Below are 21,199 nucleotides of genomic sequence, written 5' to 3'. Positions count from 1 at the left end.
CTTCGGCTTACAGGAACGCAAACGGCCGCCCGAGGGTGTCGGGCGGCCGGACGGCAGGGGCGAGGGTCAGTCGAACTCGGTGCCGAAGCGCTCGTGGAGCATGTCTCGCAGGAAGTCGAGGACCTCCGGCGAGGCGGCCTCCATGCTGGCCTTGATCTGGCCGAGGTCGTCGCCCCACATGATGTCGTAGCCCTCGAGGATGTTGGCCGCGGCGGCCTGGAAGTCGGGGTCGTTGACCATGCCCTCGACGCCGACCCGCAGCGCTTCCATGGCCTCCTCGGGGATGTCGCCGTGGGCCCAGACGGTGCCGCGGGTGTTCTGCACCAGCGGCACGGTGACCTTGAAGGCCTCCCAGATGGTGCCGGAAGGCATCTCGCCGTGGATCTGCTCGTAGAGCTCGGGGGCGGTGATCATGTCGGGCACGGCGGGGTCGCGCACCGGGTTGCCGTCGGCGTCGATGAAGCCGATGGCGTAGAGCGGCATGGCGCGGCCCTCGTCCACCAGCGGCACCACGCTATTGAGGTAGGCGGGGGTCGACTGGGTGTTGATCATTAGCTCGCCGCGCTCGAAGGCGATGCGGGTGTCGCCGCGGCCGCCGTAGCCCGGCACCGCACGGTAGTTGAGGTCGAACATCTCCAGCGCCACCAGCGACTCGAGCAGGCCCACCGGGTCGGTGATGCCCTTGGTCAGGCGGCCGCGGGCCTCGATCAGCTCGCTAGGGTCGTCGATGCCGGCCTGGGTCGAGATGGCGGTGACATGGCCCATGGGAGCGGCGACCACCGGCTCGAGCTCGTCGAGGTCCAGGCGCAGGCCCTTGAGGCCGAGGAAGGCGCGCAGGTTGAGGTGGCCGGAGGCGGTCATCAGGGTGGTGCCGTCGCGGTCGACCCTCTCGGCGAACTCGTTGCTGCCGAGAAGTCCGCCGGCGCCGGTGACGTTCTCGGCCACCACCGTCGGCTCGCCGGGGATGTGCTTGCCCAGGTACTGGCTGATCAGCCGGCCGAAGGTGTCGGTGCCGCCGCCCGGCGAGAAGGGGATGATCATGCGGATGTTCTTGCCGTCGTAGTAGTCGGCGGCCTGGGCGGTGCCGGCGAGGCCGGCAGTGGCGACGGCCAGGCCGGCGGCGAGAGCGGTCAGGAAGCGAGTCTTCGGCATGAGAGGGCTCCGGTCGGTGCGATTCTTGTTGTGCAAGCCTAGGGATGGCGGATGACAGCCAGATGACATCCGCGTTTCGCGACACGCCAAGCATAGGCAGGGGAGAGTGGGAGCACCAGAAGGGGGGATAAACGGCTGGCGCCGCCACCAGGGTGTGAACTTGGCGCCATGCGCGAGCCAACGGTTCGAGTCGGCTCAGTTCCCCGCGCCGGAGATGGCGCAGTTGCGGCCGCTGCGCTTGGCGCGGTAGAGGGCGCCATCCGCCCGGCCCAGCAGCTGTTCGATGGACTCGCCGGGCAGCATCTCGGCGACGCCGAGCGACAGCGTCACTTTCCCTGCCTCGGCATCCTGGAGCTGTTCTACGGCCTTGCGCAGGCGTTCTGCGAGCCCCATGGCCACGGCGCTGTTGGCCCGCACCACGATCAGGAACTCTTCGCCTCCCCAGCGGATGGCCGGGTCGCTTGCGCGCACCTGCTGATGGATGACCCTGGCGACCTGCTGGATGATGCGGTCGCCGGCGAGGTGGCCGAAGCGGTCGTTGACGGTCTTGAAGTGGTCGATATCGCAGATCACCACGCTCAGGGGGTCACCGCCGATGAGGTGGCCATGGTGGGCACTGTGCAGCGCGTCGTCGCCCGCCCGCCGGGTCAGCAGGCCGGTGAGCTTGTCCTCGGTGGCCATGGAGTGCAGGGCCCGCTCCCGCTCTACCAGCTCATCCACATGCCATGAGGTGCTGATGAAGTGGGTGCGCCTGCCGATGTCGTCGAGCACCGGGGCGATGCTCTGCTCGACGAAATAGCGGCTGCCATCCTTGCGCTGGTTGATGAAGCGCGCCTGGAAGGGGCGGTTGTTCTCCAGGGTCTGCCACATCTTGCGATAGAAGTCGGGACTCTGCTCGCCGGAGCTCAGCAGGGCGGGGGTGTGGCCCTTGACCTCCTCGGCGCGGTAGCCGGTCAGCGCCTCGAAGGCCGCGTTGGCAAAGACGATGCGGGCGTCCCGGTCGGTCACGAGGATCGGATCGTGGGCCTGGTTCAGGGCCTGAATCAGCATGTCGCGCTCCGCCTCCGCCTGGATCCGGGAGGTGATGTCCTGCTGCATCGACACGAAGTGGGTCACGCGCCCGTCATCGCCGAAGACCGGAGAGATGCTCCAGTTGACGACATAGGGTCTCCCATCCTTGCGATAGTTGATGGTGCTGCCTTCCCAGAACACCTGCTCGTCCAGCCCTCTGCGCAGCGACTCGATGACCGCCCGGTCCGTGTCGGGGCCCTGCAGCAGGCGAGGGGAGCGCCCCAGCAGTTCGCTGCGCTCGTACCCGGTCATCCGGCAGAAGGCGGGATTGCAGTAGACGATGAAGGGCCCTCCATTGGTCAGGTCACCGTCGGTGATCAGCACGGCGTTGTAGGCCTGCTCTGTCACGGCATCGATGAGTCTCGGGGCCTCGTCTCCTTCCAGCATCTTGCAACTCCCTGTTGGCCACCCTCCTGGCGAGGAGGGACGGCCTGGCGTTTGAGGTGCCGTTTATGCGTGTCGCTCTGTTATCAGCGCCGACTCGATCGGTTGGGGGCGCGCGAACAGGTAGCCCTGGAAGCGCTGGCAGCCATGCGCCATCAGCCAGTCGCGCTGCTCGACCGTCTCCACGCCTTCGGCGATCACGCTCAGGTTGAGCTTTTCTGCCAGGGCGATGATGGTCATGACGATCGCCGCATCGGCAGGGCTCTCCAGCAGGTCGCGCACGAAGCTCTGGTCGATCTTCAGTTCATCCAGCGGCAGCCCTTTCAGATAGCCGAGCGATGAATAGCCGGTGCCGAAGTCGTCCAGCGAGAACTGCACGCCCAGTGAATTCAGCCGCTCCATGACCAGGCGCGTGGCCCTAGCAGTCTGTCGGGTTTTCGATAACGTCGTGAGATACTCGCTTCCAGCCGCCACCACCGGAACGTCGCCATGAGCCGCTTCATCCCCGTTGACCGCCAGACCGATTATCTTCTGCCGCCTTCCGTGGACGAGTGGTTGCCCGATGACCACCTGGCGCGCTTCGTGGTGGATGTTGTCGAGCAGCTGGACCTCTCGGCGTTGACGCGGCGGTACGCCGGCCGGGGGCATAAGGCCCATCACCCGGCGGTGCTGCTGAGTCTGCTGGTCTATGGCTATGCCACCGGGGTGTATTCCAGCCGCAAGATCGAGCGGGCCACCTATGACTCGGTGGCGTTCCGCTACCTGGCCGCCAACACCCATCCCGACCACGACACCCTGGCCACCTTCCGGCGGCGCTTCCTGCCCGAACTGGAGCAACTGTTCGTCCAGGTGCTCTTGCTGGCCCGCGAGATGAAGCTGCTCAAGCTCGGCACCATCGCGCTGGATGGCACCAAGCTCAAGGCCAACGCCAGCAAGCATAGGGCGCTGTCGTACGGCCATGCCAAGAAGCTGGAGGCTCAGTTCAAGGCCGAGGTGAAGGCGCTGACCCAACGGGCCGAGTCCGCGGATCGGGATGACGCCGCCGATGGCATGGACATCCCGGCGGAGATTGCCCGTCGCGAACAGCGCCTGGCGGCGATCGCCGAGGCCAAGGCCAAGATCGAGGCGCGGGCCGAGGAGCGAGACGCCGTCGAACAAGCCGCCTACCAGGAAAAGGTGGCGCGCCGTGAGGCGCAGCGGAAGGCCGGCAAGACGCCTCGTGGGCGGGATCCCGAGCCACCGACGGGCGGCCCCCGCGACAAGGATCAGGTCAACCTCACCGACCCGCAATCACGCATCATGCCGGTCACCGGCAAGGCCTTCGATCAGTGCTACAACGCCCAGGCGGCCGTCGATACCGACACCCTGCTGGTCACCCACGTGCATGTCACCCAGGCGACCAACGACAAGCAGCAGGTCATGCCCTTACTGACGACCTGGCAGGGCTACCCCGAGGCGCTGGGGCGCCCCAGTTGCCTGCTGGCCGACACGGGCTACTTCAGTGCGGCCAATGTCGATGCCTGCCATGCCCATGGCATCGAACCGCTGCTGGCCATGAAGCGCGATGTCCATCATCTCCCCGTGTTCGAGCGCTTCGCGGCGGATCCGCCCGCCCCGGCGAGTGAGGATCCCGTCGAGCAGATGGCGCACCGCCTGAAGACCCGGGCGGGACGCGCGCTATATGCGCTGCGCAAGCATACGGTGGAACCGGTCTTCGGCATCATCAAGCACGTGATGGGGTTCCGGCAGTTCTCGCTGCGTGGTCTCGACAACGTCAGTGGTGAATGGTGCTTGGCCACCCTGGCCTGGAACATCAAGCGGATGCACCGCCTGGCTGCCGGATGAGGGGAGATCCCTCACCGGGTAGCGCGTCACCGGGGTCAGGAGCGGTGCAAGGCGAGGCAGGGAGGGCCAACAGCGACTCTCCCGCGACATGACCGACTACCCTGCGAAGAAACCAGAGAGGGGACGTTGCTTCTACGCTTCATGCCCTCTAAACCGACAGACTGCTAGGAACACCTCCAATGTCTCCAGTATGAGGCTTACCGGGGTGTCCGCTCCAATTAGACCAGTTCATCGACTATGCCGAGGCGATCGAGAAGGACCCGGCCCTGACCCTGCGGCTGCTGTCCCTGGCGAACAGCAGTTACTACTCCCGCGGCGGCGTCGAGTCGCACACCTGCCGTGAGGCGGTATCCCGGCTGGGCCTGGATACGACGCTTGCGACCGTGATGAGCTTTGCGCTGACCCGGGTCAGCACCTCGGCCCTCGGCCTCGACCATCTCTGGCAGAGGGCCATCATCGCCGCGCTGGCGGCCCGGCATCTGGCGGCCAGGCTTTGCCCCCAGCAGGCTGGCGTGCTCTTCACCGTTTCCCTGCTGCAGGATATCGGCGTGCTGGCCGCTATCGCGCTCGATGAGCAGGACTACCGTCAGCTCATCGTCTCCTCGGAGGGGCATGACAGCCTGGTGGCGGCGGAGCACGCGCTCTACGGCTGTGACCATGCGAGCATCGGTGGCTGGCTTGCCGATAGCTGGGGGCTCCCGGTCCACCTGGCCAGGGGCATCGCGTCGAGTCATGGCGATCTCGACGGCACCTCCCCTGAAGCCCTTTGCCTGCGCTTGTCGGGTCCCATCGCCGACGCCTGGCTCTCCAGGTCACCGGCGCGTGCCCTGTTCCGGCTGCTGCACCGCTTCGAGACGCTCGGCGATGCCCTCCCGGTGTCGTTGGCAAGCCTCCTTGAAGAGGTTCAGGAGAACCTCCCGGATATGGCGAAACTACTCGATATCACGGCGCCACCGACATATGACAATCATTCCCTGCTCGAGGAGGCGCAGCAGCACCTGTTCCGGCAGGCACTGGCCCTGAGCGCGCGCCTGGACACCCAGGAGGCCGAGCTGGAGGCGCTTCGCCAGCGCCAGACCGAGCTCGAACAGCGCAGTCGGCGTGACGACCTGACCGGGCTTGCCAACCGCGCCTGGCTCGAGACGCAACTCAAGGAGCGCTTTCGCCTCTGCCAGGAACAGGGACGCACCCTGTCGGTCGTGTTCATCGACCTCGACCACTTCAAGAAGCTCAACGATCGCTATGGCCACGTGCTCGGAGACCGGGTGCTGGAGAACTTTGCGGCAACGCTTCAGGAGTCGGTGCGCGAGGGAGATCTCGCCGGCCGCTATGGGGGGGAGGAGTTTCTGGTCATCCTGCCGGATGAGCGGGTGGAGGGTGCCATGGCGATGGCCGAGAGGCTGACCCAGCAGCTCTCCTCGCGGCCCATGGCACATGCCGACGGCGTGCCGTTGCATGTCTCGGTCTCCATCGGCATCGCCTGTCTGGACGATGCCGAGTTTCGCAGCGCGCGCGAACTGATCGATGCCGCCGACCAGAGCATGTACCGGGTCAAGCGGGAGGGCCGGGACGGTACGGCGACCTTTATCGAGACCACCTGAGCGGCGGCGGACCAGAAGCCTTGGTCTCCAGTGCCAGGTTCGTGGGCGGGAGGCGGACTGGCCGCGGGCTCAAGGTTCTCGAGGGCAGGCCGATATGTGCTTTAAGAGGAGTCTGTGATACTCTTAATCAAACTTTGGCACATCCTCGCCTTCCGCGGCTGACATGAGAGCGCCCCATGGCTATCCACGATAACGGATCTCCCCCCGGAGGGCGCCATGCCGAGCCGGCCCTGGTGCACCATCCTGCGGCGCTTGCCACCCTTGCCTTCGAGAATGCCGAAACGGGGCTGGCCATCATCGATCAAGGGGGGCGGCTGCTGGCCGTCAACTCCTTCTTCCGCGACCTGGCGGGTATTCCGTCGGATCAGGCCCTGACTGACATGGACATTGGCCGGCTGATGCCGATCGGCTCGGCACTCTCTCTTGCACTCACGCCGTCGCGCCCGGGGCAGGGGGGGTGGCACGAGGTCTACCTATCCGATGCCGAAGGGAACGAGGGGGAGCTTCTGCTCTCGGTGACGGCCCTGGATGGCGATGTCGGCCGACTGCTGACGCTGGTTCCTCGAGGGCTGCTCACCGGCAGCATGCCCGCTCGGGATGCGCTGACCGGGCTGGGCTCGCCCAGCCTCTTCAATGACCGGCTGGATCACGCCATTGCCCGCGCCGAGCGCCATGAGCGCCCCCTGGCCGTCCTGCTGGTGGAGCTGGACCGCCCTCCTCGGCGTGCCGGGCTGATGCGCTGGCAGCGCTGGCAGCTGCTGGAGCAGGTGACCCGCCGGCTCAGTCGAGTGCTGCGCGAGGAAGACAGCCTGGCGCGGCTGGGCGAGGGACGCTGGGGGGTGATCATCGAGCACCCAGTGACGCCCCAGAGCCTGCATGCCGTGGCGCTGCGACTTGAAGAGGCCATGGATGCTCCCTTCGACCAGGAAGGTGGCAGCGCCCTGATGACGCTCTCCATCGGGATCGCTCGCTTTCCGGAGGATGCCGCGGACAGTGCGGCGCTGATGGAGGAGGCCGCGCTGGCGCTGGGACAGTCGCGTCGCCTTGGGCCGGGCGCCCACGCCTTTCGAGACCGTGGCCTTCGCAAGCACATCGAGGCGCGAGAGACGCTTCTGGGGCAGCTCCAGGAGGCGCTGCTGTCACCCACGGGCCATTTTCAGCTGGTGTTTCAGCCTCAGTGTGACGCCGAGACCGGTCGCTGGGTGGGGCTCGAGGCCCTGGTGCGCTGGCCGCGGCCGCGGCATGGCATGATCTACCCCGGCGAGTTGCTGCCCGCGGTAACGGAGCTGGGCGAGCAGGTGCGCCTGGATCGCTGGGTGCTGGGGCAGGTGATCGCACTCAGGGCCGCCTGGCAGGCATCAGGAGTGGGGCTGGCTTCGCTGCCGCTGAGCGTGAACCTGATGGCGGAGACCCTGGAACAGGAGGTCTTCGATGGCTGCCCGCTGGACCACTTCCTCAAGCGCTATCCCCAGCCGCTGACCGGGCTCTGCCTGGAGCTCCCTGCCGCGGTACTCGATGGGCTTGGCGAGAATCGCCGGCACCTGCTGAAGCGGCTGCAGCGAATGGGCGTCACCCTGGTGGCGGATGGCCTGGGGACGGCGCCGGTCTCGCTGGTTGCCCTGCCAGCCCTTGGGGTCAGTGGTGCCAAGCTGGCACCTGCCATGATGGCCGAAATGGACCAGAGCCGGCTGGTTCGCCAGGGGGCGCGAGGGCTGATCGCGGGACTGCATGAGCTGGGGCTTGCCACGGTGGCGGTGGGCGTAGAGACGTCCGAGCAGTTCGAGCGGGTCAAGCGGCTGGGGGTGGCGGGAGTCCAGGGGCATTACCTGTGTCCGCCACTCACCGCCGATGAGCTGGCGGCCAGGTGGGGGCAGGATCAGCCCTGACGTCTGCGCGGGTGGTCATGCGGGCAAGCCGGCAGGCCTCAGGCCGAGGTGTTCAGTCTTGCCGGCTGGCGGCTGGTGCGGCCGCTGGGCTCGTAGAGCGTCTTGTCGGCGATCTGGTGGATGAAATCCAGCATCTTCTGGTTGTGCGAGGCGCGCATCTGCAGCAGCTCGCCTGCCAGGTCATTCAGGCGAGCCGTGCGCTCGGTGGCCCCCAGGCAGGCTTCCCATTCCTCCAGGCAGCCGGCCTCTTCGGCGGCGGTGCGGGCACCCGCCGGTCCTTCTGCGTAGCCCAGGCGTGCCTGTACCTGGCGACGCAGCGTCTCCATGCGCTCCATCTCGGCCAGCAGCTCCTGCTTGCGCCGGGCGAGCTGTGCCAGCGCATCGCCATCGACCTGGCTTGACGTGAGCTGCTCAAGTTCTCGTTCGAGAAGCTGCGTCAGCGTGTTCAAGCGGCCCCGCTGGTCGGAGAGCAGGCGCGCCAGGCTCATGCCTTGTCGTGCCCCAGCAGCTCACGCACGTTGGCGATCAGGCCATCGGCGATGCGCTCGGCGTGGATCTCGAGCCGGCCTTCCCGGATGGCCTCGCGAATCTCGGCGACGCGGGCGGTGTCGATATCCTGGCTGGCATCGGCGGCGCCGTGGCTGAGGTGCGTCCTGGCCGCCGGTTCGGCGTCATGGGTCGCAGGCTGCTGGCTGGCGCCTTTGACCTTCTGAGCCTCGTCTCGCCCAGGCGTCTGGCCGGTGCGGATCAGCGGGTTATGGTTGTCAATTTTCAAGATGGTTGCCTCTTGACCGTATGCCGTTCAGGGGTGCTTGTCCCTGTTATCGGCAGGTCGTCGAAAGACTTTAGGCATGAACAGAAATTGCCGCGATTGCGGCGATAAAGGTAGCTGGCAGACTAACCGAGGGGTCGCTACAAGTCCACGGCAAGTCTGCCCTCGCCGATGACGCGGGCCTGGATGATCTCCCGCTGGCCGAAGCGCACCCGAATGGTCGCTCCCAGGGCGCCGGGCTCCATGGCTTCCCCCTCACGCACCGCCCGGAAGCTGGCGCCGCCGGCTTCGACCGCCACCGTCTGGCCCCGTTCCACCAGGGCTCTTGCCTGGAAAAACTGGGCTTGCAGGGGCGAGCCCGCACGGATGCTGCGACGGGCCTGGTGTCCCAGCAGTGAAGAGGCGTCACGCACGGTCTGTCGAGGCAGCTCGGCCAGGTTGCCGTGGCGCTGCTCGAGGTGGTCCTGGGTCAGCACCGTACCCGGCGCGATATCGACTGCGGCCACCGGGTAGCTGGAGATCACGCCGACCTCAGCCTGCAGGTAGCGCACCTGGCGGCCGTCCTCGCCGCAGCGAACTCCCACCGAGATTCTCCCCGCCACCGGCGCATCGGGCCGGGCCAGAAACGGCTCGGGCGACTCGCAGGGCGGCAGGTGTGCCGATGGCGGATTCACCTCGATCATTACCTCGTCGGCCTCGGCCTGCTCATACAGAAACGCCTGTACCCGATGGATCAGCGCATCGTGCGGATCGCTGGCGGCCATGGTGGGGGCCGCCAGCAGCCAGGTGCTCAGCAGCAGGAGCGGCACGACACGGGGGTGGGGCATGGTGACTCTCTGAGGCGGGTAAGGGGCTATCGCCATTCTAGGACCCGCGCGCTGCGGGCATTCGCGGAAATGGGTATGGAAGAGAGGGCTGTTTGGGGCTTTGGGGTGACGGCAGGCTGGCTATTCTCCATCGTCAACCAATTCCCCCTAGCCGAGGATGCGCCGGGATGATCGACCAGCTCGAGGCCGCCTTTCACTACCACCAGCAGGCGCTGGGCCTGCGCCAGCAGCGCCACAAGGTGCTGGCCAGCAATATCGCCAACGCCGATACGCCCGGCTACAAGGCGCGGGACCTGGACTTTGCCAGCGAGCTGAAGAAGGCCGTCGGCAAGGGCGGGGCCAGCGGCCAGGGGCTCAGCCTAGCGCGCACCTCGGAGCGGCACATTGCCGGCCAGGGGGCGTCGAGCGCCCAGTCCGGACTGCTCTACCGGGTGCCGGACCAGCCGAGCCTGGACGGCAATACCGTGGACATGGATCGCGAGCGCACCGCCTTTGCCGATAACTCGGTGCGCTATCAGGCGGGCCTGACCATCCTCAACAGCCGCATCCAGGGCCTCAAGAACGCGATGCAGCCCGAGTAAGGGCGGCCTGACTAAAAAGGAGCACCTCGATGTCGATGTTTTCCGTGTTCGATATAGCCGGCTCGGCCATGAGCGCCCAGTCCCAGCGCATGAACGTGACGGCCAGCAACCTGGCCAACGCCGACAGCGTCGCGGGCCCGGATGGCGAGGCCTACCGCGCCAAGCAGGTGCTCTTCGAGAGCCGGGCCAGCCAGGCTCATGGCATCGGCGGCGTCGGCGTGCGCCAGGTGGTGGAAGACCCCTCGCCCATGCGCCTGGAGTACCGCCCGGACCACCCGCTGGCCAACGAGGAGGGCTACGTGACCATGCCCAACGTCGAGCCGGTGCATGAGATGGTCAACATGATCTCCGCCTCGCGCTCCTACCAGGCCAACATCGAGGTGATGAACACCAGCAAGCAGATGATGCTCAAGACCCTGACGCTGGGGGAGGGCTGATCCGATGACGAGCCCGATCGGTAGCAATGTGCTGAGCAGCGTCAACGCCGGCGGTGCGCCCGGCATGGACAGCCGCCAGTCCGATGAGCTGCGCAACAACTTCATGACGCTGCTGATTACGCAGCTTCAGAATCAGGACCCGCTCAACCCGCTGGAGAATAACGAGCTGACCTCCCAGCTGGCGCAGATCAACACCGTCAGCGGCATCGAGCAGCTCAACAAGACCATGGAGGGAATCACCTCCCAGATCACCGCGGGGCAGACCATGCAGGCCGCCGCCCTGATCGGCCAGGGGGTGCTGGTGCCGGGGGATCGGGTGCTGCTGGATCGCGATGCCGAGGGCAATGTGCACACCACCCCCTTCGGCTTCGATCTGGCGCGCTCCGCCGAGAGCGTCAAGGTCACCATCGTGGGTGGCGATGGCCAGGTGATCAATCGCTACGACCTGGGGGCGATAGGCGCTGGGGTCGACTCCTTCACCTGGGACGGCAAGACCAGCCAGGGCGAGACCGCCGTGCCGGGTTCCTATCGTGTGCGCATCGAGGCGTCCAGCAACGACAAGCCTGTCGCCGTGGAGGCGCTCAATTACGCCTTGGTGGGAGGGGTAACGCCGCCCGATGACAAGGGCGGGGTGCGCCTCGACCTGGGGGCCGTCTACGGCCAGGTGACCCTGGATCAGGTCCGCCAGATTCTCTGACTCTCTATTGATTTGCGCGGGCCGCTTGGCGGCCAGGCCATGAACGCCACTAGGCAAAGGAACACGACATGAGCTTCTCTCAAGCACTCTCCGGCCTCAACGCCCAGCAGCAGAAACTGGGCGTGCTCGGCAACAACATCGCCAACTCCCAGACCGTGGGCTTCAAGAGCTCCGGCGTGCAGTTCGCCGATGTCTTCGCCAACTCCCAAGTCGGCCTCGGTACTCGCGTCTCGGCGGTGCTGCAGAACTTCAGCGAGGGCAACATCGAGTCCACCAACCGCAACCTCGACCTGGCGATCAGTGGCAGCGGCTTCTATCGCTTCGAGCAGGGCGGCGAGGTGGTCTATTCCCGCAATGGCCAGCTCTCCCTGACCACCGATGGCTTGCTGCAGAATGCCCAGGGCGCCAACCTGATGGGCTATGGCCTGAATGCCCAGGGTCAGGTGCAGGTCGGCGGTCAGCCCCAGGTGCTGCGGGTGGACGCCGAAGATATGCCGGCGGGCATGACCACCAATGTGGCCACCACCGTGAATCTGGATGCTCGCGCGGTCGTGAATGAGGGACGCTCCACGGTGGACCTTCGGGTTGGTGCAGGCGATGACACCGAGGCAGTGAACTACCACTTTTCCAACAACTTTACCGTCTATGACTCCCTGGGCAATCCGCGCAACGTGACGGTCTACTACGAAAAGACCGACCCAAACCAGTGGACCGTCAAGATGGCGATGGATGGCCAGCTATTGATGGATGGTGGTGAACCTGAAGAATTTACCTTGGCCTTCAATACGAACGGTCAGCTGGTGCGTGAAGGTGGAACTGACGTCAACGACCAGGGTGTGATCGAAAACGTCTCCTTCTCGGCTGATGCTTTTCTGAACGGTGAGGCCGAAGATCTCGTCTTCGATTTCAACCTGGCGGGCTCGACCCAGTTCGGCAACACCTCCACCACCAACTCCCTGACCCAGAACGGTTTCACCTCCGGCACCCTGGTGGGCATCACCATCGAGGACGATGGCACCATCATGCGCAACTACTCCAACGAGCAGTCGCGCCCGTCCGGTCAGATCTCGCTGGCCAACTTCCGCAACCCGGAAGGGCTGCGCCCCGTGGGTGACAACGTCTGGGCCGCGACCCAGGCCTCCGGCCAGGAGCTGGTGGGCGCCCCGGGCACCGGCCAGCTGGGACTGATCGTCTCCGGCGCCATCGAGACCTCCAACGTGGACATGGCCCGCGAGCTGGTGGACATGATCGTCGCCCAGCGCGCCTATCAGGCCAACTCCCAGACCATCAAGACCCAGGACGAGCTCCTGCAGACCGCCATCAACCTGCGCTAAGCGCCGCCGGAGTCTGACCGATGGATCGCATCCTCTACACCGCCATGAGCGGCGCCAAGCAGACCATGGACCGCCAGGCCGTGGTCAGCCACAACCTGGCCAACGTCGATACCGCCGGCTTCCGCAGCCAGCTCCACGCCATGCGGGCGGTGCCGGTACAGGGGGAGGCCGCTCATGCCACCCGCACCTCGGTGGCGGCCAGCACGCCGGGCAGCGACTTCAGCCCGGGCCCGATGGCCACCACCGGCCGTGAGCTGGACGTGGCGGTGCAGGGCCAGGGCTGGATCGCCGTGCAGGCGCCGGACGGCGGCGAGGCCTACACCCGCCGCGGCGACCTGCAGATCGACGGCGACGGCGTGCTGATGGTGACCGGGCGTCCGGTGATCGGCGAGGGCGGCCCCATCATCGTGCCGCTGGGCGCCCAGGTCTCCATGGGCGCCGACGGCACCCTGAGCGCCATCGGCGAGGGGCAGGGCCCCGAGGCCCTGGTCGACGTCGGCAGAATCAAGCTCGTCACCGCGGGCGCGACTGGCCTCGTGCGCGGCGAGGATGGGCTCTTCCGCCCTGGCCCCAACGCCGAGGGCGAGATCGCCGCGCTGCCCCAGGATGAGGACGTGCACGTGGTGAGCGGCGTGCTGGAGGGCAGCAACGTCAGCGCCATCGACGCCATGGTGTCGATGATCAACGTTGCCCGCCACTACGAGATGCAGATGAAGGTCATCAGCACCGCCGACGAGAACGCACAGCGGGCCAATGGCCTGCTTTCTTTACAGGGCTGATGGCTCTCTTCAGGGCTTAAGGCTCAAGGAAATCGATCATGATCAAGTCACTCTGGACCGCCAAGACCGGCCTGGAATCCCAGCAGGTGAAGCTGGACGTCATCTCCAACAACCTGGCCAACGTCAGCACCAACGGCTTCAAGCGCAGCCGCGCGGTGTTCGAGGACCTGCTCTACCAGAACCTGCGCCAGCCCGGCGCCCAGAACGACGTGCAGAACCGTCTGCCCTCCGGCATGCAGGTGGGCACGGGGGTACGCCCGGTGGCCACCGAACGCCTGCACACTCAGGGTGGGCTCGAGAACACCAGCAACTCCCGGGATCTCGCGATCAACGGCAACGGCTTCTTCCAGGTGCTGATGCCCGACGGCAGCACCGCCTACACCCGCGACGGCAGCTTCCAGCTCGACGAGAACGGCCAGATGGTCACCGCCAACGGCTATCCGTTGGAGCCGGCCATCATCATCCCCGACAACGCCCTGTCGATCTCCATCGGCGAGGACGGCATCGTCTCGGTGCGCCAGCCCGGGGTGACCCAGTCCCTGGAGGTGGGCCAGATCAGCATCTCCACCTTCGTCAACGCCACGGGCCTCGAGAGCATCGGCGGCAACCTCTACCTGGAGACCACCTCCTCCGGCCCGCGCAACGAGACCATGCCGGGCATGAACGGCGCCGGGCGTCTCTTCCAGGGCTATGTGGAGACCTCCAACGTCAACGTGGTGGAGGAGATGGTGAACATGATCCAGACCCAGCGCGCCTACGAGATCAACAGCAAGGCGGTGCAGACCAGCGACGAGATGCTGGCCCGCCTGAGCCAGCTGTAACCGGCCGCGTGGCCGTGAACGGGTGAACGAGATGATGAAGATGGCTTCGAGCGTGCGCCGTGGGGCGATGCTGATGGTGGCACTGGCTCTGCTGACGATGGCGGGCTGCGCCCAGGTGCCGCGGGCCTCGGTGGTGGGGGAGCAGGAGCAGATCAATATCACGCCGCCGCCCCCGCCCCTGGCCAACGGTTCCATCTACCAGGCACACCGGGGCTCCCAGCCGCTGTTCGAGGATCGCCGGCCGCGCATGGTGGGTGACATCCTCACCATCGTGCTGGATGAGCAGGTCAGCGCCAGCAAGAACGCCCAGTCCAACATGACGCGCAACGGCTCGGCGGGGCTCGATCTGTCGGCGCTGCCCGATGTGCTGGAGCGCCTGGCCGCGCAGGGCATCGACCTGTCCGGTGATCTGTCCGGCAACAGCAGCTTCAATGGCGGCGGCGGCTCCCAGGCCAGCAACAGCATGACCGGCACCATCACCGTCTCGGTGCTGGAGGTGATGCATAACGGCAACCTGCGGGTGCGCGGCGAGAAGCAGATCGGCATCAACCAGGGGGTCGAGTTCATCCGCTTCTCCGGGGTCATCAACCCGCGCACCATCAGCGGCCAGAATACCGTGCCCTCCACCTCCGTCGCCGATGCGCGAATAGAGTACGTGGGTAACGGCTACATCAGCGAGGCGCAGCACATGGGCTGGCTGCAGCGCTTCTTCCTCAACATCTCGCCGTTCTAGGGGGCAGCATGCAGGCCGTTGCCACAACCTCGTCTTCACGCCGGCCTTCGCGCTGGTTCGTCAGGCTGCTGCTGGTGTCGCTGGCCTGCCTCGTGGCCCTGCCTGCCCAGGCCGAGCGCATTCGCGAGCTGGCAAGCTTTGCCGGCGTGCGCGACAACGTGCTGGTGGGCTATGGCCTGGTCGTCGGGCTGGATGGCACCGGCGACCAGACCATGCAGGCGCCCTTCACCGGCCAGAGCCTGACCAACATGCTCTCCCAGCTGGGCATCACCGTGCCCCCCGGCACCAACATGCAGCTGCGCAACGTGGCGGCGGTGATGATCACCGCCGATCTCCCCCCGTTTGCGAGGCCCGGCCAGCGCATCGACATCAACGTCTCCTCGGTGGGTAACGCGCGCAGCCTGCGCGGCGGCACCCTGCTGATGACGCCTCTCAAGGGCGCCGACGGCGAGACCTACGCCATCGCCCAGGGCAACCTGCTGGTGGTCGGCGCCGGTGCAGAGGGCGGCGGCAGCTCGGTGCAGGTGAACCAGCTGGCCGGCGGCCGCATCGCCGGCGGTGCCATGGTGGAGCGTGAGGTGCCGTTGGATCTCGCCGCCAACGGTGGGCTGCTGGAGCTCGAGCTAAAGCAGGCCGACTTCGGCACCGCCCAGCGCGTGGTCAACGCCATCAACCAGGAGTTCGGCCGCCCGGTGGCCTCGGCCCGCAACGGTCGGGTGATCGCCCTGGATGGCCCGATGACGGACAACTCCCGGGTCAACTTCATGGCCCAGGTGGAGAACATCCGCGTGACCCCCACCGAGGCACCGGCGAAGGTGGTGCTCAACTCGCGCACCGGCTCGGTGGTGATGAACAGCGCGGTGACCCTGCGCCGGGCGGCGGTGGCCCACGGCAACCTCTCCATCGTGATCGACACCCGCTTCGGGGTGAGCCAGCCACCCCCCTTCAGTCCAGGCGAGACCGTGGTGGTCCCCGACACCGAGATCGCGATCGAGCAGCAGGATGCCTATCTGCAGGTGGTGGAAGGGGCCGATCTGGTCGATGTGGTCAATGCGCTCAACGCGCTGGGCGCAACGCCCCAGGACCTGATGGCAATCCTCGAAGCGCTGAAGGCCGCGGGCTCCCTGCGCGCCGACCTGGAGATCCTCTGATGAGCGTGCAGGACACCGGCAGCCAGTTCGCCCTCGACATGCAGGGACTGAACCGCTTGAAGCACACCGCCCGCCAGGATCCGAGCCAGGGCGTGCGCGGCGCCGCCGAGCAGTTCGAGGCGCTCTTTATCCAGATGATGCTCAAGAGCATGCGCGACACCATCCCCGAGAGCGGGCTGATGGAGAGCCAGGCCACCGACCTCTACCAGTCGATGCTCGACCAGCAGTGGTCCCAGGTGATGGCCTCTCGCGGCATCGGCCTTGCCGACAAGCTGGTGGCTCAACTGGAGCGCGGCGGGATGGTGCCCGGGCAGGAGCAACGCGGCAGCGCAGTGGATGAGCTGATCGCCGGCATTCCTCGCGGGGCGCCGCGGCCACTGCAGGATGCGCTGCTGGGCGAAGAGGATGAAAGCGAGACGCAGCCGACTGCGGCTCCGGGAGCGCCAGGTGAGCCCGACTCGCAAGGTGCGAAGGCCGCCGAGACGGCCCCCGCCAGCTTTATGGAGGCCCTCGAGGCCTCGCCTGCCGGCTTCATGGGCGAGCTGGCTGCCCAGCCGCTGGCGGCGGCGCCGTCCTCTCGCGATTCGCAGGCCCGCGATGTTCAATCCCGAGTCGCCGATGGCGAAAGGACCCCGGGTGCACTGCCGGGGGCTCGGGCAGAGCATGCACCCTCCCGCACCGACAGTGGCCAGGTGCCGGCCCATGTGCAGGCCTTCGTGGACAAGCTGGAGGGGCCGGCCCGCGCCGCCAGTCGTCAGACCGGCGTGCCGGCGGAGCTGATACTCGCCCAGGCGGCGCTGGAGACCGGCTGGGGGCGCCATGAGATCGCCACCGCCGAGGGCCGCAACAGCCACAACCTCTTCGGCATCAAGGCGGGCAGCCGCTGGCAGGGGCCCACCACCGAGGTGGTGACCCACGAGTACCTCAACGGCCAGCGCACCCGGATGACTGACACCTTCCGGGTCTATGGCTCCTTCGAGGAATCGTTTACCGACTACGCGCGGCTGATCAGCGACAACCCCCGCTATGCCGGAGTGGTCAGCGCGGGCAGCGCCGAGCAGGCCGCCAGGGCGCTGCAGGCGGGGGGCTATGCCACCGACCCGGCCTACGCCGACAAGCTGATCGCGGTGATGGGTACCCTGAACGGGGCAGGCGCCAGCATGCTGGCCAGCCGCGACGCGCCCGCGTCGGATTCGCTGGTGTTCCTGCGTTACTGAGCGGGCGCCTTGCAAGGGGCGCCGGCTCCTAAAGAAAAATCTGCCGCGGCCGATAGTCAAGGCAACGGCCCAAGGATCTTTTGACCATGAGTATCTTCTCCATCGGCCTGAGCGGTCTGAACGCCGCCCAGAATGCCCTGAACACCACCAGCAACAACATCAGCAACGTCTACACGCCGGGCTACAACCGCGAGGTGACGATCCTGGGGGAGGGGCGCGGCGATGGCGGGGTGCGGGTCAACGATATCCAGCGCCAGTTCAACCAGTACGTGGCCAACCAGCTCAACTCGGCCACCAGCAGCTCCAAGGCGCTCTCCGCCTACCAGAACCAGATCAGCCAGATCGACAACCTGCTGGCCGACCGCGACGCGGGCCTCGCGCCGCTGATGCAGAGCTTCTTCTCCTCGCTGGAGGACCTGGCCGGGGCCCCTTCCGACCCGGCGGCCCGTCAGGGGGTGCTCGGCACCGCCCAGACGCTTACCGCCCAGTTCCGCGCCTTCGACAGCTACCTGCAGGACATGCAGGAGGGCATCAACGGCCAGATCCGCGACGAGGTCATCCAGATCAACAACACCACCGAGCAGCTGGCGATGCTCAACCGGGAGATCGCGCTGGCTCGCGCCCGTAGCGGCGAGGCGCCCAACGGCCTGCTCAACCAGCGTGACCAGCTGGTGGCCGAGCTCAGCGAGCGCATGGACGTGCGCCTGGTGATTCAGGACGGCAAGAGCTACAACATCAGCCTGCCCAACGGCCAGCCGCTGGTCTCGGGCACCAACCACTACAAGCTGGAGGCGATGGATTCGCCGAATGACCCCCAGCGCATCGTGCTGGGCTATCGCGACTCCGGCGGCAGTCTGGTGGCCCTGCCCGAGAATACCGTCAAGGGCGGCACCCTCGGTGGCCTGATGGAGTTCCGCACCGAGACCCTGGACAAGACCCATAACCAGATCGGGCAGCTGGCGGTGTCGCTGGCCATGGGCTTCAACGATCAGCATGCCAAGGGCATGGACCTGGCCGGGGAGCCGGGGGCTGACTTCTTCGAGATCGGGTCGCCGCGGATCTTCGGCAACGACCGCAACAGCTCCGATATTGCCGTGGTGGCCAGCTTCGATGCCGACAACATCGACGCCCTTCGCGCCACCGACTACAGCATTCGCTTCCAGGAGGATGGCAGCGCCGAAATCACGCCGAAACAGGGCGGCGAGCGCTTCTCGGTCGATCTTGTGGATGGGGAACTGAGCTTCGGTGGCATTACCCTGACCTTCGCTTCGCTGCCCGTGGCCGGCGATCGCTTCGAGGTGCAGCCGGTACGTCGCGTGGCCGCCGACATCACGACCGCGATCACCGACCTGGACAGGATCGCCGCGGCACAGCCGAGCAACCCCGAGGCTGCCCCTGAGGACTGGGATTTCACCGGCACCGGCGACAATCGCAATGCGCTGGCTCTCCAGAGCCTGCAGGACAAGCTGCTGGTGGGCGGTCGCGCCACCGTCAACCAGGCCTACGCCAGCATGGTCAGCGATGTGGGCAACAAGACCAACGTGGTTCAGGTCAACCTGGAGGCCCGCCAGGGGCTGACCGATCAGCTGCGCGCCGTGCAGCAGTCGGAGTCCGGTGTGAACCTGGACGAGGAGGCCGCCAACCTGCTGCGCTATCAGCAGTTCTACGCGGCCAACGCGCGGGTCATCGACACCGCCTCCACCATCTTCGACACCATCCTCGGCCTGCGTAGCTGATCAGGGAGACTCAAGCGATGCGTATCAGCACCGTCACCATGTACGAGCAGAGCATCAACTCCCTGAACCGCCAGCAGGGCGATTTCCTGAAGGTCGGCCAGCAGATCGCCACCGGACGTCGGGTGGTCAACCCCTCCGACGACCCCCAGGCGGCGTCCCGGGCCGTGGCGGTCAGCCAGGCCAAGGCGGTGACCCAGCAGTACGCCGACTCGCGCATCAGCGCGCGCAACACGCTGGCGCAGACCGAGAGCGTGCTCAACAGCGTGGGGGACGCCATCACCAGCGCCAAGACGCTGCTGGTGCAGGCCGCGAGCGACACCCTCAGCGATGCCGACCGTCAATCGGTGGCTTCGGAGCTGCGCGGCGTCTACGAGACGCTGATCGGCCAGGCCAACGCCACCGATGGCAACGGTCGCTACCTCTTCGGCGGCTACCGCGACGACGCCCCGCCCTTCGCCCGCACCGAGTCTGGCGATGGCCGCGCAGCGGTGATCAACTACCAGGGCGACGAGAACAGCCGCGCCCAGCGTATCGATGCCTCCCGCGAGATGTCGGTGACCGAGAACGGGCTCAATATCTTTCAGAGCGTGCCGAGCGGCGCCGGCTTCGTGGCCCGGGCCGAGCGCGATGATGGGGCCCGCAATGAGGGCTCGCTGACCTTTACTTCTGGCCCCAGCCGCGTCGACCCCTCTGCCGATGGTTTTGGCCAGCCCTTTACGCTGGCGTTCACGGTCGACGAGGATTCCGGGGAGCCTTCGGTGCGTGCCACTGCCGCTGACGGCAGCGAGCTGCTTGTCGAGGGTCCCTTCACCTCCGGGCAGAGCCTGACGGTGGCCGGCGTCAGCATTACCCTTCAGGGCACGCCTGCCGATGGGGATGCCATCCAGGTGCGCCCGGCCAATGCCCCGGAGGCCAACCAGGACCTGTTCCGCTCGCTACGCGAGGCCATCGATGTGCTGGAGATGGACCAGGAGGGCACCGCCGAGAACCGCGCCCTGTTTCGCAACACCATCAATACCGTGATGCGTGAGCTCGACAACAACCTGGACAACGTGCTGACCGTGCGTGCCTCCGTAGGCGCGCGCCTCAATGAGCTGGATGTGGTCGATTCGGTGGCCGGCAACCGCATGCTCAACTACGAGCAGACCCTGTCGGACCTTATCGATCTCGACTATGCCCAGGCGATCTCCGAGTACAGCCTGCGCCAGGTCGGGTTGCAGGCGGCCCAGAAGGCCTTTGTGGATATCAAGAGCATGTCGCTCTTCGACTACCTGCGCTGATTCCTCCCCGCGTCGACGTCGAACTTTCCCTGATCCGGGTGCTGCCACTCTCGGCACCCGGTGTCCCTTGCCCTGGCGTACCATCGCCCGGGCTTTTTTATGCCAGCGGTGCCAGGGCGTCGAGCAGCTCACGCATGAATATCAGGGCGCTGGCGAAGAGCCCCTGCAGGAAGCGACCGATATCGGTCATCAGCACCATCATCAGCGCGAGCCCCACGGTCAGCGAGGTGGGAAAGCCGATGTTGAAGACCGTGAGCTGGGGGGCGGAGCGGTTGAGGATGCCCAGCGACAGGTTGATGATCAGCAGTGACCCCACCAGGGGCAGGGCCAGCAGCATCCCCGACATGAAGATGGTGCCCCCGTAGCGGGCCAGCATCTCGAAGGCGCCGGCATTGAAGCCGCCCAGGCCGATGGGCAGGGTCACGAAGCTGGTGGCCAGGATCTCCAGCACGATCAGGTGGCCGTTGAAGGCCAGGAACATCAGCAGGGTGACCATGTAGAGGTAGCGCGACAGCACCACCATGTTGGTGCCGCTGCTCGGGTCGAAGAAGGTGGCGAAGGCCAGGCCCATCTGCAGGCCGATGAACTCGCCGGTGGCCTGCACCACGGCGAAGGTGACGTGCATCACCAGGCCCATGGCGATGCCGATCAGCATCTGCTCGACCATGATGCCGAAGCCCGCCCAGGAGACCAGCGGCACCTCGGGGAGCGTCACCAGCGGGGCGATCACCATGGCCACCAGGGCGGCGAGCCCCACCTTGGCCTGGTTGGGCACGCTGGAGTGGCCCCACAGCGGCGAGGCCGCCAGGAAGGCGGTGATGCGCGCGAAGGGCCACAGGAAGGCCATGATCCAGCCCTGCAGCTGGGCGAAGGTCACCTCGACCATGGCCGCCCC

21 protein-coding genes are annotated in these 21,199 nt (G+C 66.6%); 14 read left to right on the top strand and 7 right to left on the bottom strand.

The genetic code is table 11. The features are described from left to right. Window positions 1-66: 66 nt before the first annotated feature. The 3 genes from D1793_RS08330 to D1793_RS08320 all read right to left on the bottom strand — a co-directional run bounded on the left by D1793_RS08330 (window position 67) and on the right by D1793_RS08320 (window position 3,081). Complete coding sequence (locus D1793_RS08330; RefSeq protein WP_119021750.1) at window positions 67-1,152, bottom strand: hypothetical protein; 1,086 nt, start codon at window positions 1,150-1,152, stop codon at window positions 67-69. A 195-nt stretch (window positions 1,153-1,347) separates the two neighbouring features. Next, on the bottom strand, window positions 1,348-2,610 hold the full coding sequence (locus D1793_RS08325; RefSeq protein WP_119021749.1) for a sensor domain-containing diguanylate cyclase: 1,263 nt from the start codon (window positions 2,608-2,610) through the stop codon (window positions 1,348-1,350). Window positions 2,611-2,673: 63 nt separating this feature from the next. After that, window positions 2,674-3,081: an EAL domain-containing protein gene (locus D1793_RS08320; protein ID WP_276110941.1), complete on the bottom strand. Its 408-nt coding sequence runs from the start codon at window positions 3,079-3,081 to the stop codon at window positions 2,674-2,676. A 15-nt stretch (window positions 3,082-3,096) separates the two neighbouring features. On the opposite strand from D1793_RS08320, the gene D1793_RS08315 reads away from it, so the two are divergent. The 3 genes from D1793_RS08315 (at window position 3,097) to D1793_RS08305 (ending at window position 7,939) form a co-directional block, all read left to right on the top strand. After that, window positions 3,097-4,452: an IS1182 family transposase gene (locus D1793_RS08315; RefSeq protein WP_119021747.1), complete on the top strand. Its 1,356-nt coding sequence runs from the start codon at window positions 3,097-3,099 to the stop codon at window positions 4,450-4,452. 230 nt (window positions 4,453-4,682) lie between these two features. Beyond that, complete coding sequence (locus D1793_RS08310) at window positions 4,683-6,053, top strand: GGDEF domain-containing protein (RefSeq protein WP_276110996.1); 1,371 nt, start codon at window positions 4,683-4,685, stop codon at window positions 6,051-6,053. A gap of 176 nt (window positions 6,054-6,229) precedes the next feature. Then, window positions 6,230-7,939 (top strand): GGDEF domain-containing protein, encoded by a 1,710-nt coding sequence (locus tag D1793_RS08305; protein ID WP_119021745.1) that lies wholly within the window; start codon window positions 6,230-6,232, stop codon window positions 7,937-7,939. Between the two features lie 38 nt (window positions 7,940-7,977). On the opposite strand, the gene D1793_RS08300 is transcribed toward D1793_RS08305, so the two are convergent. The 3 genes from D1793_RS08300 to flgA all read right to left on the bottom strand — a co-directional run bounded on the left by D1793_RS08300 (window position 7,978) and on the right by flgA (window position 9,538). Then, entirely contained in the window at window positions 7,978-8,427 is a 450-nt protein-coding gene (locus D1793_RS08300) for a flagellar protein FlgN (protein WP_119021744.1), read from the bottom strand. Continuing rightward, window positions 8,424-8,714 (bottom strand): flagellar biosynthesis anti-sigma factor FlgM, encoded by a 291-nt coding sequence (gene flgM / locus D1793_RS08295; protein ID WP_119021743.1) that lies wholly within the window; start codon window positions 8,712-8,714, stop codon window positions 8,424-8,426. The genes D1793_RS08300 and flgM overlap by 4 nt, the downstream gene beginning before the upstream one ends. Before the next feature lie 137 nt (window positions 8,715-8,851). Then, the gene (flgA, locus tag D1793_RS08290) at window positions 8,852-9,538 is read right to left on the bottom strand and encodes a flagellar basal body P-ring formation chaperone FlgA (RefSeq protein ID WP_119021742.1); all 687 of its coding nucleotides are present in this window, start codon (window positions 9,536-9,538) and stop codon (window positions 8,852-8,854) included. A 167-nt stretch (window positions 9,539-9,705) separates the two neighbouring features. Here flgA and flgB point away from each other — a divergent pair, with 167 nt between their 5' ends. The 11 genes from flgB to flgL all read left to right on the top strand — a co-directional run bounded on the left by flgB (window position 9,706) and on the right by flgL (window position 20,304). Beyond that, complete coding sequence (flgB, locus tag D1793_RS08285; protein WP_119021741.1) at window positions 9,706-10,119, top strand: flagellar basal body rod protein FlgB; 414 nt, start codon at window positions 9,706-9,708, stop codon at window positions 10,117-10,119. A 29-nt stretch (window positions 10,120-10,148) separates the two neighbouring features. Continuing rightward, complete coding sequence (gene flgC, locus D1793_RS08280) at window positions 10,149-10,556, top strand: flagellar basal body rod protein FlgC (protein WP_110069246.1); 408 nt, start codon at window positions 10,149-10,151, stop codon at window positions 10,554-10,556. Window positions 10,557-10,560: 4 nt separating this feature from the next. Then, window positions 10,561-11,253: a flagellar hook assembly protein FlgD gene (locus D1793_RS08275; RefSeq protein WP_119021740.1), complete on the top strand. Its 693-nt coding sequence runs from the start codon at window positions 10,561-10,563 to the stop codon at window positions 11,251-11,253. 68 nt (window positions 11,254-11,321) lie between these two features. Then, window positions 11,322-12,587, top strand: coding sequence for a flagellar hook protein FlgE (flgE, locus tag D1793_RS08270; RefSeq protein WP_119021739.1), 1,266 nt, complete (start codon window positions 11,322-11,324; stop codon window positions 12,585-12,587). Window positions 12,588-12,607: 20 nt separating this feature from the next. Then, entirely contained in the window at window positions 12,608-13,366 is a 759-nt protein-coding gene (locus D1793_RS08265) for a flagellar basal body rod protein FlgF (protein ID WP_119021738.1), read from the top strand. 38 nt (window positions 13,367-13,404) lie between these two features. Beyond that, window positions 13,405-14,187 (top strand): flagellar basal-body rod protein FlgG, encoded by a 783-nt coding sequence (gene flgG, locus D1793_RS08260; protein WP_119021737.1) that lies wholly within the window; start codon window positions 13,405-13,407, stop codon window positions 14,185-14,187. 31 nt (window positions 14,188-14,218) lie between these two features. Continuing rightward, complete coding sequence (locus D1793_RS08255; protein WP_119021736.1) at window positions 14,219-14,920, top strand: flagellar basal body L-ring protein FlgH; 702 nt, start codon at window positions 14,219-14,221, stop codon at window positions 14,918-14,920. 8 nt (window positions 14,921-14,928) lie between these two features. Further along, window positions 14,929-16,071, top strand: coding sequence for a flagellar basal body P-ring protein FlgI (locus D1793_RS08250; protein WP_119021735.1), 1,143 nt, complete (start codon window positions 14,929-14,931; stop codon window positions 16,069-16,071). Then, window positions 16,071-17,288, top strand: a complete 1,218-nt coding sequence (flgJ, locus tag D1793_RS08245; protein ID WP_119021734.1) for a flagellar assembly peptidoglycan hydrolase FlgJ — start codon at window positions 16,071-16,073, stop codon at window positions 17,286-17,288. Before D1793_RS08250 ends, flgJ begins: the two co-directional genes overlap by 1 nt. An 86-nt stretch (window positions 17,289-17,374) precedes the next feature. Beyond that, entirely contained in the window at window positions 17,375-19,024 is a 1,650-nt protein-coding gene (flgK, locus tag D1793_RS08240) for a flagellar hook-associated protein FlgK (protein WP_119021733.1), read from the top strand. Between the two features lie 17 nt (window positions 19,025-19,041). Continuing rightward, window positions 19,042-20,304 (top strand): flagellar hook-associated protein FlgL, encoded by a 1,263-nt coding sequence (flgL, locus tag D1793_RS08235; protein WP_119021732.1) that lies wholly within the window; start codon window positions 19,042-19,044, stop codon window positions 20,302-20,304. Between the two features lie 97 nt (window positions 20,305-20,401). Here the strand turns inward: flgL and fliR are convergent, their stop codons facing one another. Beyond that, window positions 20,402-21,190: a flagellar biosynthetic protein FliR gene (fliR, locus tag D1793_RS08230; RefSeq protein ID WP_119021731.1), complete on the bottom strand. Its 789-nt coding sequence runs from the start codon at window positions 21,188-21,190 to the stop codon at window positions 20,402-20,404. Window positions 21,191-21,199 lie beyond the last annotated feature (9 nt).

Origin of the sequence: Halomonas sp. JS92-SW72 (assembly GCF_003547075.1) — a bacterium.
Classification (GTDB): domain Bacteria; phylum Pseudomonadota; class Gammaproteobacteria; order Pseudomonadales; family Halomonadaceae; genus Halomonas; species Halomonas alkalicola.
The sequence above is the reverse complement of the archived record's forward strand: the minus strand, read 5'-3'. Positions and strand labels throughout refer to the sequence as shown.

Excerpts from the sequence above, each read along its gene's own strand:
- D1793_RS08330 (WP_119021750.1), bottom strand. The coding sequence starts at position 1,152 with ATGCCGAAGACTCGCTTCCTGACCGCTCTCGCCGCCGGCCTGGCCGTC.
- fliR (WP_119021731.1), bottom strand. The coding sequence starts at position 21,190 with ATGGTCGAGGTGACCTTCGCCCAGCTGCAGGGCTGGATCATGGCCTTC.
- D1793_RS08315 (WP_119021747.1), top strand. The coding sequence starts at position 3,097 with ATGAGCCGCTTCATCCCCGTTGACCGCCAGACCGATTATCTTCTGCCG.
- flgC (WP_110069246.1), top strand. The coding sequence starts at position 10,149 with ATGTCGATGTTTTCCGTGTTCGATATAGCCGGCTCGGCCATGAGCGCC.
- flgG (WP_119021737.1), top strand. The coding sequence starts at position 13,405 with ATGATCAAGTCACTCTGGACCGCCAAGACCGGCCTGGAATCCCAGCAG.
- flgJ (WP_119021734.1), top strand. The coding sequence starts at position 16,071 with ATGAGCGTGCAGGACACCGGCAGCCAGTTCGCCCTCGACATGCAGGGA.
- flgB (WP_119021741.1), top strand. The coding sequence starts at position 9,706 with ATGATCGACCAGCTCGAGGCCGCCTTTCACTACCACCAGCAGGCGCTG.
- D1793_RS08255 (WP_119021736.1), top strand. The coding sequence starts at position 14,219 with ATGATGAAGATGGCTTCGAGCGTGCGCCGTGGGGCGATGCTGATGGTG.
- D1793_RS08305 (WP_119021745.1), top strand. The coding sequence starts at position 6,230 with ATGGCTATCCACGATAACGGATCTCCCCCCGGAGGGCGCCATGCCGAG.
- D1793_RS08265 (WP_119021738.1), top strand. The coding sequence starts at position 12,608 with ATGGATCGCATCCTCTACACCGCCATGAGCGGCGCCAAGCAGACCATG.
- D1793_RS08250 (WP_119021735.1), top strand. The coding sequence starts at position 14,929 with ATGCAGGCCGTTGCCACAACCTCGTCTTCACGCCGGCCTTCGCGCTGG.
- flgL (WP_119021732.1), top strand. The coding sequence starts at position 19,042 with ATGCGTATCAGCACCGTCACCATGTACGAGCAGAGCATCAACTCCCTG.
- D1793_RS08325 (WP_119021749.1), bottom strand. The coding sequence starts at position 2,610 with ATGCTGGAAGGAGACGAGGCCCCGAGACTCATCGATGCCGTGACAGAG.
- flgE (WP_119021739.1), top strand. The coding sequence starts at position 11,322 with ATGAGCTTCTCTCAAGCACTCTCCGGCCTCAACGCCCAGCAGCAGAAA.
- flgA (WP_119021742.1), bottom strand. The coding sequence starts at position 9,538 with ATGCCCCACCCCCGTGTCGTGCCGCTCCTGCTGCTGAGCACCTGGCTG.
- D1793_RS08275 (WP_119021740.1), top strand. The coding sequence starts at position 10,561 with ATGACGAGCCCGATCGGTAGCAATGTGCTGAGCAGCGTCAACGCCGGC.
- flgK (WP_119021733.1), top strand. The coding sequence starts at position 17,375 with ATGAGTATCTTCTCCATCGGCCTGAGCGGTCTGAACGCCGCCCAGAAT.
- D1793_RS08300 (WP_119021744.1), bottom strand. The coding sequence starts at position 8,427 with ATGAGCCTGGCGCGCCTGCTCTCCGACCAGCGGGGCCGCTTGAACACG.